Raw genomic sequence first — 12,535 nt, forward strand, 5'->3', positions numbered from 1 at the left:
GACCGGCAGGCCGCGGTGTTCTATTTTCATCCCTGGGAAATTGACCCCGGCCAACCGCGGCAAAGCGGTTTGGACATTAAAACCCGGGTCCGCCACTACACCAACTTGAGTCGCACCGAGGCGCGCTTGCGCAAGCTGTTGCGCGAGTTCCGCTGGGCGAGAATGGATCAGGTTTTTCTTCATTGAGTGCCATGGACACCCGACAAGCAATAGAAATAAAAACCCTGGACGACGCGGCGCACCCCCGCTGGGATGCCTTCGTGGCAGCCTTTCCCGATGCTACGTTCTTCCACCGCGCTGGTTGGAAAACAGTGCTGGAGCGGGCCTTCGGCCATGAGGCGCCCTTTCTGTACGCGGAACGGGCCGGACGCATCATTGGCGTGTTGCCGCTGGGGCGTATCAAGAGTGCGGTCTTTGGTCATGCCCTGATCTCCACCCCGTTTTGCGTTTATGGTGGTGCCGCCGCTGTGGAGCCGGATGCCATCCATGCCCTGGAGCAGGCGGCCTGTGAGCTGGCCGCAGGGCAAGGCGTGGACTACCTGGAGCTGCGTCATATCGTGCCCCGCCACCCCGACTGGCCGCGCAAGGAAGAACTCTACGTCACCTTTCGCAAAGCCCTTGATCCGGATCCGGACAAGAACCTACTTGCCATCCCCCGCAAGCAGCGCGCCATGGTGCGCAAAGGCATCCAGGCCGGTTTGCGCAGCGATGTTGATGACGGCGTGGAGCGGGTCTACGAAGCCTATTCCATCAGCGTGCGCAACCTGGGCACGCCGGTGTTCTCCAAAGCTTATTTTCAGACCCTCAAAGACGTCTTCGGTGACGATTGCGAATGCCTGGTGGTGAGCCGGGGCGGGCGGCTGGTGGCGGGGGTGATGAACTTTTATTTTCGCGACCAGGTGCTGCCTTACTACGGCGGCGGCACCGACGAGGCGCGGGCTGTAAAAGGCAACGACTTCATGTATTGGGAAGTGATGCGCCGGGCGGTGCTGCGGGGCGTGCGCGTGTTCGACTACGGACGCAGCAAAGTCGGCACCGGCTCTTACAGCTTTAAGAAAAACTGGGGTTTTGAGCCCGCGCCTTTGGTATACGAATACCAACTGGTGAAGGCGCGCGAGGTGCCGGACATCAATCCCTTGAATCCCAAGTACCGCCTCTTTATCAACACCTGGAAGCGCCTGCCCCTGGGCCTCACGCGGCTGCTTGGCCCCCATATCGTCAAGTATCTGGGTTGAAAGTGAACAAGGATCTGTTATTTCTCTGTCACCGCATCCCCTATCCTCCCAACAAGGGGGACAAGGTGCGCTCCTTCAATATTCTGAAACAACTGGCGCGCGATTATCGCGTGCATCTCGGCGCTTTTATCGACGACGAGGCGGACTGGCGCTACGTGGACGAGGTGGCCCGCCACTGCGGCGAAACCTGCTTCCTGCGTGTGGATGCCCGCCGCGCCCGGCTGCGCAGCCTGCCCTATCTGTTGAGCCGCCGTCCCTTGAGCCTGCCCTATTACCGCGACGCCGCCATGGCACGCTGGGTGAGCGGCATGCTCGCCCGTTTTGACATGGCGCGGGTGTTCGTTTACTCCGGCGCCATGGCGCAGTACGTCTGCGGCCGCAAGTATTCCCGGCTCCACCGGGTCATCGACCTGGTCGATGTGGATTCGGAGAAATGGCGCCAATACGCCGCCCGCCACCGCTGGCCCATGAGCTGGGTGTATCGCCGCGAGGGGGAGACCCTGCTGGCCTTTGAGCGGCGGGTGGCGGCGGCCTTCGACGCCACGGTATTGGTGTCCGGCGCTGAGGCGGATCTGTTCAAAAAGCTGGCGCCGGAAGCACGGCACGTGGAGGGCATCCACAACGGCGTGGACACGGACTACTTTTCCCCGGCCCGGGATTACACCAACCCTTATCCCCTGGCGGGTGAGCCCATTGTCTTCACCGGTGCCATGGACTACTGGGCCAATGTAGACGCGGTGAGCTGGTTTGCCAGGGACATCCTGCCCCGGGTGGTGGCGAAGCGGCCCGAGGCCCGGTTTTACATCGTGGGGGCCCGGCCTTCCCCCGCTGTGCTGGATTTGCGCCGGCTGTCCGGCGTGATGGTGGTGGGTGCCGTGCACGATATCCGCCCCTATCTGGCCCATGCCCGTGTGGTGGTGGCGCCACTGCGCATCGCCCGGGGGATTCAAAACAAGGTGCTGGAGGCCATGGCTATGGCCAGACCGGTGGTGGCGACCCCGGATGCTCTGGACGGGCTGCATGTGGAAGCGGGCCGGGAGGTGGCGGCGGCCGGGCGCGCCGCCGGGTTTGCCGCTGCGGTAACGAAAATCCTGGCCGCTGCCGACAGCGACAGCATGGGCGCGCAGGCACGCCACCGGGTGGAAGAGGATTACAGTTGGGAACAGAATCTGCAGCGTCTCAAGACGCTGCTGGAAGCGGCCGGATGAAAGGGCAGGCAATGGCAGTCTGGTTTTGCGATAATGCCGCGCGGCGGCCCGGCGCCGGCTTCGCCTTGAGCTGCGAATAAAAACAACAACAAGGGTTCCTCATGCCACCAAGCTCTCCGCACACTGCTTCTCTGCCATCCCCCTGGCCCCGGTCCGCTGTCGCTGTGGCGCTGTTGGTCGCTGCCGTGCTGGGCGTGTACTGGGAGACCGTCTATTCCACCGCCGCCATCTGGATGCGGTCGGAAACCTTCACCCACGGTTTCTTCGTGGCCCCCATCAGCCTGTATCTTATCTGGCGCAAGCGGGCGGCGTTGGCCGCTTTGACACCCCGCCCCGCCTGGTGGGGCCTGGTGTTATTGCCGGGGCTGGGACTCGTGTGGCTGCTGGGTCATTACGCCAGCGTTTTGGTGGTGCAGCAGTTGGCGGTGGTGGCCATGATCCCCGCGGCGGTGTTCACGGTGCTGGGCTGGGCCGTGACCAGAACCATCGCCTTCCCCCTGGGGTTTTTGTTGTTTGCCGTGCCCATGGGGGAGGAGTTGATTCCCCATCTGGTGGATTTCACCGCTGATTTCGCCGTTACGGCCTTGCAGTTCACGGGCGTGCCCGTCTACCGGGAGGGGACTTTTTTCGAAATCCCCAGCGGCAGTTGGTCAGTGGTGGAGGCCTGCAGCGGCATCCGGTATCTCATCGCCTCCATGACCCTGGGTTTTCTGTTTGCCTACCTGAACTACCAAAGCTACTGGCGCCGCGCCTTGTTCATCGCTGCCGCTGTGATTGTGCCGATTTTCGCCAACGGCGCTCGCGCCTATATGATCGTCATGATCGCCCACCTCAGTGACAACAAACTGGCTCACGGCGTGGATCACTTTCTCTATGGCTGGGTGTTCTTCGGCCTGGTCATGTTGATCTTGTTTTGGGTGGGATCCTTCTGGAGCGAGGACGAGGCCGCCCCGGCTGCTGTCGCTGCCCGGGGCCGTGCCCCCGCCCCCGCCCCCGTCCCTGCTTTCCGGCTGGCTCTGACCGCGGCCTTGGCCTTTGTCGCCGTGGTGGCCTGGCCGGTGGCCGCCGCCATGTCCGACCAGGCGCGCAGCCAGATCCGTCCCGTCGTGCTGGCGCCGCCACAGGGCGCGGACGGCTGGCGGGCCGTGCCGGAACCGCTGGCCAACTGGTGGCCGGCGTATTTCGGGGTGGATGCCGCCTTGCAGCAGAAGTACCTCAAGGACGGGCAGGCGGTCAGCGTGTATCTGGGCTATTACCGCAGCCAGCGCCAGGACGCCGAACTGGTGACCTCGCAAAATGTACTGGTGATGGAGCGGGACCGGCAATGGAAACGCATCGCCCACCGCAGCCGGGGCCTGAGCCTTGGCGGCCAGTCCTGGACGGTGCGTACCGCCCGACTGAAATCCGAAGACGGCAATCTGCTGGTGTGGTATTGGTATTGGCTGGACGGGCGCTATACCACCAATCGTTACCTCGCCAAGCTCTGGGACGCCAAAACCAAACTGTTGGGGCAGCCCAATGACTCGGCCGTCGTCATGCTGATCACCCCTTACGATGAAAAAACCGAGCAGGCCCAGGCCCGTCTGCAGCACTTTGCCGAGGCCATGGTGCCGTCCATTGAAGCGGCCTTGCAGGCCGCGGCGCGGGAGTAGGGTGATGGCGCCGTTTGGTATCGCGATGCGGGCAGGGGGGCGCTGAGCCGTGTGCGGTGTGGTCGGCATCTTTGACACCCGCGGCCGGCGCCGCATTGACCGCGGACTGCTCGCGCGCATGAACGACAGCCAGTTGCACCGCGGTCCCGATGAAGGCGGCCTGCACACCGAGCCCGGCCTGGGCCTGGGCCACCGGCGCCTGTCCATCATCGACCTGTCCAGCGGGCAGCAGCCCTTGTTCAACGAAGACGGCTCGGTGGTCGTGGTGTACAACGGTGAAATCTACAACTTCCCCCAGCTCATGAAGGAACTGAGCGCCGCCGGTCATCAATTCCGCACCCGCTGCGACACCGAAGTCATCGTCCACGCCTGGGAGGAATGGGGGGAGAACTGCGTGCAGCGCCTGCGCGGCATGTTTGCCTTCGCCTTGTGGGACCGCAGCCGCCGGCGGCTGTTTCTCGCCCGCGACCGGCTCGGCATCAAGCCCTTGTTTTACGCCACCTTGCCCGACGGCCAGCTCATCTTCGGCTCCGAACTGAAAGCGCTGTTGGTTCACCCCGGGCTCAAACGGGAACTGGATCCCCGCGCCGTGGAAGACTATTTCGCCTACGGCTACATTCCCGAGCCCAAAACCATCTTCCAAAGCGTGCACAAGCTGGCACCGGGCCACACCGTGAGCTTCGGCCCCGGGCAGCCGGAACCCGCGCCGCGCCGCTATTGGGACGTGCCCTTCGCTCCCCTGCCGGCCATGAGCGCAGCGGAGGCCGCGGACGAACTGCGCCAGCGCATCCGGGAGGCCGTCAACATCCGCCTCATCGCCGAAGTGCCCTTGGGCGCGTTCCTCTCCGGTGGGGTGGACTCCAGTGCTGTTGTGGCGACCATGGCGGGCCTGTCCGGGAAGCCCGTCAACACCTGCTCCATTGCCTTTGGCGACCCGGCCTACAACGAAGCGGATTACGCGGCACGAGTGGCCGGGCGTTACCGCACCCGCCATCACGTCGAGCACGTGGATGCTGACGACTTTGAGTTGATCGACAAACTGGCGCAGGTGTACGACGAACCCTTCGCCGACAGCTCCGCGTTGCCCACCTACCGGGTGTGCGAGCTGGCGCGCAAGCACGTCACCGTGGCCTTGTCCGGTGACGGCGGCGACGAAAACCTGGCCGGCTACCGGCGTTACCGCTGGCATTTATATGAAGAGCGGTTACGGTCGCGTTTGCCACTGGGCCTGCGGCGGCCCTTGTTCGGTGCCCTCGGTCAGCTCTACCCCAAAGCCGACTGGGCGCCGCGGGTCTTGCGCGCCAAATCCACTTTGGAAGCGCTGGCGCGGGACAGCGTAGCGGGCTTCTTTCACAGCGTCTCCCTGCTCGGCGATCCCTTGCGCGCGCGCTTGTTCAGCCCGGCGTTCAAATCCTCCTTGCAGGGTTACCATGCCGTGGACGTGCTGCGTGAGCACGACCGGCAGGCGCCCACCGACCACCCCCTGGGGCGGGTGCAGTATCTGGATCTCAAAACCTGGCTGGTGGGGGACATCCTCACCAAAGTGGACCGCGCCAGCATGGCCCATGCCCTGGAAGTGCGGGTACCCCTGCTGGACCACCAACTGGTGGAATGGATGTCCGGCCTGCCCGCCACCCTCAAGCTGCGGGGCCGGGAAGGGAAATACCTGCTGAAAAAAGCCTCTGAACCCCTCTTGCCCCACGATATTTTGTACCGGCCCAAGATGGGGTTTTCCATTCCCCTGGCGGCGTGGTTCCGCGGGCCCTTGCGGGAGCGGGTGCGGGAGATGATCGGCGGCTCCACATTGTCTGACAGTGGCATGTTCAATCCGCGTTTTCTGCAGCAGTTGGTCGACCATCACCAGTCCGGTCGCAGCGATCACAGCACAGCCTTGTGGGCTTTGTTGATGTTTGACGTCTGTCAACGCCGGCTTGTTGCGGCGGAATAACACGAGTCAACAGTATGCGCATTCTACATATCCTTGATCATTCGATACCCCTGCACAGCGGCTACACTTTCCGCACCCGCAATATCCTGGACCAACAACGGGCACTGGGCTGGGAAACCTTTCACCTGACCGGACCCAAACATCAGCTGGCGGCGCCTGAGGCCCCGGCCGAGGAAGAGGTGGAGGGGTTTCATTTTTACCGCACGCCATATCAGGGCGGTGGCCGGGACGGCTGGCCGGTGGTGGGGCAGATGGCGCAGATGAACGCCCTCACCCGGCGTCTGGAGGAAGTGGTGCTGGCCATCAGACCGGACATTCTCCACGCCCACTCGCCGGTGTTGAACGCCCTGCCCGCCTTGAATATCGGCCAGCGCCTGGGCCTGCCGGTGGTCTACGAAATCCGCGCCTTTTGGGAAGATGCGGCGGTGGATCACGGTACCGCGCGGCCCTGGGGGCTGCGCTACCGCCTGAGCCGGCTGCTGGAGACCTATGCCATCAAACGGGCCGCTGCGGTGACCACCATATGCGAGGGTCTGCGTCGCGAAATCATCGGTCGCGGCGTGGCCGGGGACAAGGTGACGGTGATTCCCAATGCCGTGGACACCAGCAAGTTTTCATTGGGGGGCGCGGCGGATCCCGCCCTGGTTCAGGCGCTGGGTTTGCAGGACAAGCGGGTGCTGGGTTTTATCGGTTCGTTTTATGCCTACGAAGGTCTCGGTTTGCTGCTGGACGCCGTGCCGCAGATCATTGCGGCAAACCGCCAGGCGCATGTCCTGCTGGTGGGCGGCGGGCCGGAAGAGGCGAAGTTGAAAGGGCGCGTGCGGGAGCTGGGCATCGAACGCCATGTCACCTTCACCGGCCGCGTGCCCCACGACCAAGTGCAGCGTTACTACGATCTGGTAGACGTGTTCGTCTATCCCCGTCTGTCCATGCGCCTGACTGAGTTGGTCACCCCCTTGAAACCCCTGGAGGCCATGGCGCAGGGCCGCCTGGTGTTGGCCTCCGATGTGGGTGGCCACCGGGAACTCATCCGTGATGGTGACAATGGCTGTTTGTTTAAACCGGGAAATTCCGATGCTTTAGCGAGCGCCGTTTTGACATTGTTTGACGACACCGCATCGTGTGAGGAGATTAAGCGCAATGCGCGTGAGTACGTGGAGAATGTGCGCAATTGGAGCGTGAGCGTAAGTCGTTACGCTGACGTATATCGGGCGCTTGGCACAAATTGAATCCGACATGGGCATATCAGGTATCGGGAAAAGGTAAATCCAACCAAGACTGGATTGGGGCCTGTGACAATGGTTTTCTATAAGAGTTGATGGCGTATGAATATGACCGGGAGTTCGGGTTTTTCATCAATCGCAGATTCCCCCTGCCGGTGGGTATCCATGGATACGGTTGCCCTAATTTTGCTGATTGGGGCGGCGGCCGTAGTGAGGATGATTTTTTATACCGGATTTTTTGGTTCTGACGAGGTGGTGTACAACGCGCAGGCTTTGGCGCTGTTGCATGGGGATTGGCAAGCGTCTGACTACATAGGTGCGGTACGCTACGGCATAAATTTGCCGGTGGCCGCATTTTTGGCCCTTTTTGGAGTTAATGAACTTAGCGCAAATTTATGGTCCTTGTTGTGTTCTCTTGGGGAGGTGATCCTGGTTTATGTGTTAGCGCGGCGCTTTTGGGGTTGGAAGGTCGGTATATATGCGGCAGTGTTGCTCGCTTTTTTGCCCCTGCATGTCCACTACGCTGGTCGCATGATGGCCGACGCGCCGTTAGCTTTTTTTATTACGCTTGCTTTTGTCCTGTTCATATTGGGAGAGGACCGGGGAAAAAAATCTGGGGCGTATTTTGGCGCTGGTGTGGCGTTGGGCTTTGCATACTGGATCAAGTCCAGCGTTGCCATCCTTACGGTACCGGTATTTCTGGCCTATGCGGTGTTACGTCGTCGCTGGGTAAATCAATGGTTGTGGGCGATAGCGGGTGGGTTTCTCATGTTGGCGCTGAATATGGCACTGATGTGGGTGTTGTCCGGTGATCCTCTGCACGTCTTCACGGTTGATAGTGGCGCGGTGCAAAAGGTTATAGACAACAGCGCCAAGGTGTATACGCCAACCTACTATTTCCAGTACTTGTTTGTAAATGTTCAGCATACCTGGCTGTTGGGTATTCTGTTTGTTTGGGGCGGGTGGCGCTACTGGAGCAACAAAACCGATAGTTCATGGGGATGTGGTGATACGTTGCTGCTATGGGTATTGGGGTTGTTGGCGATGTTGTCTTTCACGGTCGTTTCAATTTCTCCTTTCGCTTGGATTTTCAAGCAGACCAACTATATGCTTATTTTCTCCGCCCCAATGGCTGTTTTGGCCGCTTATGGCTTGGCACAGCTGAATAAAACCGCATTGGTGACTGTTTTGTTGCTATATGTCGGAGGTGGCATTGTCCTGTCTGCTTTGGAGCAGCAAGCAGTGAGGGCTTTTTCGTCAAATAGCAAAGCCACGGTGGAATTTTCCAAGGGTAAAGATGTTCCAGTCTACGCTTCAAGCCACGCGGTGGTGATATCGGAAGCAGAATCTCAGTTTTCCGGGGAGTGGCCGGTTCGGCGCTCACTTGTGCGCATCTCTGAACTTGCACAGGACTGGTCGGCAGCGGTGAACTGGAAAGGGGCATATGTAGTACTTGATCAGGAAACAATGGATTGGGGTGGAAGAAATCCAAAGATCGATGTTTCCCGGGTGCCGCGATGTTGGGTTGGTGAAGGTGTGCTGTCTCCGGTGGGGTTTGGAGTAGGGAAGCAAGTTCTGCTGTTCTTGGATTCGGTTGCCGACGTGATACTGCCGGCATCGCTGATGCAGGCCGTTACCGGTCGTATGCAGAGTTTGCTAGCGCCAAAGCCGGCCTACGTGTTTCGGGTTCCGAAAAGTTGTGGCTTCGATGCGTCGTGGGCGAATACTGTTGCTGAGTAAGTCAGGTGCTCGGTGAGAGGCAGCTTCGACGTGTTTTAAGGGAGAGTTGTGGTTTAACTGATTTCCGTGGCTGATATAGGTTTGAAAACATTGTCCGAATTTCAGACGTCAACGTGCACGTCAGTTGAGAATACTACTAGTTCATCAATTTAGATCGTCTGGTTAATGTTATGGCACGGGGAGGTGCCGTCTTTGGCCTTGGTGCCGGCCAAATGGGGCCCGCCAACTACCTGCAATGTAGCTAAATGGCGAGCGGATTTCACGAGTGAAAATTATATAGGTTAGGGCGGCCTGTTTGATTGCCGAGTTAGTAGGTCAGCTCGCTACTAGGTGTCGCCAGTACTTTGTTCTTGATTTTCGGCATTGATATAAAAGCAAGGCAAGAAGATAAAGAAGGGTCGTTGGCAATGGCTGTGAATAACAATGTCTCTGATAATGCTGTTATGGAGCCAGAAGATAAGTTACGCCGGTCTGGGGTGGGTCTGGCTCGTCTGTCTATCATTATTCCCGTCTATAACGGCGCAAAGACAATCGGTCCTCTCGTGAGTAGGTTGCATGAGGAACTGGCGCGGCGCTATGAGTTGGAAGTGGTTCTGGTGAATGACTGCAGTCCTCGAGACGACTCTGAGAAAGTATGTAGGCAGCTATGCCGAAAATACAGAGGTTCAGTGTCTTTTGTGAATTTGTCCAAAAATTTTGGAGAGCACAATGCGGTGATGGCTGGTCTTCGGTATTGCACTGGTGATGCGGCTGTCATTATGGATGATGATTTCCAAAATCCGCCTGGTGAGGTGATAAAGCTGGTTGAAAAACTAAGTGAGGGGTATGACGTAGTATACTCATGCTATGAGAAGAAACAGCATCACTGGTTTAGAAATTTAGGCAGCCGGTTCAACAACTTTGTGGCAAGCGTGATGCTTGGGAAGCCTAAGGGTTTGTATTTGTCCTCGTTTAAGGTGATCAACCGGTTTTTGGTGGGTGAGGTGTCTCGATACGATGGTCCCTATCCTTATATTGACGGCCTGATCCTTCGCGTTACGAGAAAATACGCGACAGTGTTGGTTGGGCATGATCCCAGAGAGGAGGGTAGGTCGGGCTACAACTTGCACAAGTTGATCAGTCTTTGGCTGAACATGTTTACTAATTTTTCTATCCTTCCTCTTCGGGTGGCTTCTATTGGAGGGGTATTGTTCGCGTTGCTGGGTTTTGCTTTCGCCCTTTTTGTGATCGTGGAGAAGTTGGCGGATCCCACTATTCCCGTGGGGTGGACGTCCACCGTGTGCATTATTCTTGTTGTGGCCGGGGTGCAGCTTATCGCGTTGGGCATGATTGGTGAGTATCTTGGGCGTTTGTTTCTGAAAGATAATGGTAGCCCCCAGTATGTGGTTAGGGAGTTTATTCCGATCGAACGAGAGAGCTTTGACGAAAAGCGGGGGGAGTGATAGTGGAACACGCGTTTTCCGGGAAAAACGTTCTGGTCACAGGCGGGTTGGGGTTTATTGGTAGCAATCTGGCGATTGAACTGCTAAACCGTGGGGCTAAGGTGACAGTGCTCGATTCTATGGTGCCAGAGCACGGGGGGAATATCGCCAACCTTAAGCCAGTAGAAAATGATGTGGCTGTAAACATCTCTGATATGCGGGATTTGAATTCCCTGAACGTTCTTGTTAGGGATAAGGATTACATTTTTCATCTCGCAGGCCAAGTGAGCCACGGGGATAGTATGCGCGATCCTCACGGTGATCTTGGTGTGAATTGCATATCAACTATGAATCTTGTTGAATCATGTAGGCACAACAATCCTAATGCGAAACTTATATTTACATCAACTCGTCAGGTCTATGGGCGTGCTCAAAATTTACCGGTGCGGGAGGATCATCCAACGATACCAGTGGATGTGAATGGTATCAATAAGCTAGCGGCCGAATATTACCATTTGCTTTATGATCGTATTTATGGTCTTAAATCAGTAGTGCTGCGTTTGACAAATACATATGGGCCCCGGCAACAAATTCGTAACAATCGTCAGGGGTTTATCGGTATATTGGTACGACAGGCCCTACGGGGTGAGGAAATTCAAGTGTTTGGGAGCGGCAAACAGCTTAGAGATTTCAACTACATTGATGATGTTGTTGACGCGCTGCTTCTTGCCGCGGGTTGTGAAGCATGTTACGGGGAGGTGTTTAATCTAGGCGCGCCCCGGCACTATTCCCTGTTGGATTTTGTGGGGATACTTGGAGAGCTTTGCGATATTAGCTATAGAATTGTCCCATTCCCGGACGATAAACGAATTATTGATATTGGTGATTATTACGGTGATTACTCAGCGTTTCATGCTCGTACCGGTTGGGAGCCGAGTGTGGATTTGCCTGAGGGCCTGGCTCACAGCGTGGCGTGGTTTCGTGATCACAAGAAGGATTATTGGTTGTGAAAGCGATTCCGATGTTCGACTATCTTGCTCAGTATCGAATGCTTGCTCCCCAGATTGATGAGGCAATTCACCGCGTTCTGAAATCAGGACGATTGATTTTGGGGCCAGAAGTAGAAGCGTTTGAGGATGAGTTCTCCGAGTTTTTGGGTGGGAGTGGGTTTTCCATTGGGGTTGGAAACGGTACTGATGCCGTGGCCATTGCTTTGCGGGCGCTCGAAGTGGGTCCGGAAGATGAAGTAGTGACAGTATCGAATACTGCTGTGCCGACGGTTAGCGCGATCCGGGAGGCAGGGGCTACTCCAGTGTTTTGTGATGTGGACGAACGGACTGGCTTGATGGACCTTGATCTTCTGGATTCCTGCCTGACGCAGCGAACGAAAGCGGTGGTGGCCGTCCATCTTTTTGGCAATGTCGTAGATATACCACGATTGCGTACAATCATTTCGGGGCGCGATGTGGCTGTCGTCGAGGATTGTGCCCAAGCCCATGGCGCGATGCTCAATGGAGTGATGGCTGGCACAATGGGTGACGTCGGTGCTTTTTCCTTCTATCCAACGAAGAATCTTGGAGCGTACGGTGACGGGGGGATGTGCTTCACTAAGGATCGGGGCTTGGCTGGGCGTATCCGAAGTATTCGGATGTATGGATTTGAAGGGCAACATTATTCAGTTCGTGAAGGTGTGAATTCCCGTTTGGATGAACTTCAGGCGGCGGTGTTGCGTGTCAAGCTTCAACATTTGCCTGAGTATATTCAGCGGCGTCGGGCCATTGCAGAGCGTTACGATACATTGCTTGGTGGTGTTGTCACTCCTGTCGTTCCCGGGCCTGGGGTGCTGCATGCTTATCACCTCTATGTTGTTCGCACAGCGCAACGGGAGAAATTGCGCGCTGCCCTGAAGGAAAGCGGTGTCGGTTCTGCGGTTCACTATCCTTATGCTATCCATAGAATGGAAGCGTATTGCTTTCTGGGTTATGGAGAAGGAGCGTTGCCAGTGACTGAAAAGCTCGCCGGTGAGATTCTTTCGTTGCCGATGTACCCGGAGTTGTCGTTTGAGGATGTATCGTTTGTTTGTGAAGCGGTTCGCTGTGTTCTTGATC

Annotated in this window: 10 protein-coding genes; all 10 read left to right on the forward strand. The window is 57.6% G+C overall.

Features of this window, described 5'->3' with window-relative positions; translation table 11 throughout:
• On the forward strand, positions 1-186 hold a 186-nt coding region (locus tag ENJ19_10135; GenBank protein HHM06083.1), incomplete at its 5' end, for a DUF3473 domain-containing protein.
• Between the two features lie 5 nt (positions 187-191).
• The gene (locus ENJ19_10140) at positions 192-1,235 is read left to right on the forward strand and encodes a FemAB family PEP-CTERM system-associated protein (GenBank protein ID HHM06084.1); all 1,044 of its coding nucleotides are present in this window, start codon (positions 192-194) and stop codon (positions 1,233-1,235) included.
• 2 nt (positions 1,236-1,237) lie between these two features.
• Positions 1,238-2,443: a TIGR03087 family PEP-CTERM/XrtA system glycosyltransferase gene (locus ENJ19_10145; GenBank protein ID HHM06085.1), complete on the forward strand. Its 1,206-nt coding sequence runs from the start codon at positions 1,238-1,240 to the stop codon at positions 2,441-2,443.
• Between the two features lie 101 nt (positions 2,444-2,544).
• Positions 2,545-4,095 (forward strand): exosortase A, encoded by a 1,551-nt coding sequence (gene xrtA, locus ENJ19_10150; protein HHM06086.1) that lies wholly within the window; start codon positions 2,545-2,547, stop codon positions 4,093-4,095.
• A gap of 49 nt (positions 4,096-4,144) precedes the next feature.
• The gene (locus ENJ19_10155; protein ID HHM06087.1) at positions 4,145-6,043 is read left to right on the forward strand and encodes an amidotransferase 1, exosortase A system-associated; all 1,899 of its coding nucleotides are present in this window, start codon (positions 4,145-4,147) and stop codon (positions 6,041-6,043) included.
• A gap of 14 nt (positions 6,044-6,057) precedes the next feature.
• On the forward strand, positions 6,058-7,272 hold the full coding sequence (locus ENJ19_10160; GenBank protein HHM06088.1) for a glycosyltransferase, exosortase A system-associated: 1,215 nt from the start codon (positions 6,058-6,060) through the stop codon (positions 7,270-7,272).
• A gap of 96 nt (positions 7,273-7,368) precedes the next feature.
• Positions 7,369-9,006 (forward strand): phospholipid carrier-dependent glycosyltransferase, encoded by a 1,638-nt coding sequence (locus ENJ19_10165; GenBank protein HHM06089.1) that lies wholly within the window; start codon positions 7,369-7,371, stop codon positions 9,004-9,006.
• 443 nt (positions 9,007-9,449) lie between these two features.
• Positions 9,450-10,448: a glycosyltransferase gene (locus tag ENJ19_10170; GenBank protein ID HHM06090.1), complete on the forward strand. Its 999-nt coding sequence runs from the start codon at positions 9,450-9,452 to the stop codon at positions 10,446-10,448.
• Positions 10,448-11,437 carry an NAD-dependent epimerase/dehydratase family protein gene (locus ENJ19_10175; protein HHM06091.1) on the forward strand — a complete coding sequence of 330 codons (990 nt, stop codon included), beginning with the start codon at positions 10,448-10,450 and terminating at the stop codon, positions 11,435-11,437. The genes ENJ19_10170 and ENJ19_10175 overlap by 1 nt, the downstream gene beginning before the upstream one ends.
• A gap of 11 nt (positions 11,438-11,448) precedes the next feature.
• On the forward strand, positions 11,449-12,535 hold a 1,087-nt coding region (locus ENJ19_10180), incomplete at its 3' end, for a DegT/DnrJ/EryC1/StrS family aminotransferase (GenBank protein ID HHM06092.1).

The organism is Gammaproteobacteria bacterium (assembly GCA_011375345.1).
Lineage (GTDB): Bacteria > Pseudomonadota > Gammaproteobacteria > DRLM01 > DRLM01 > DRLM01.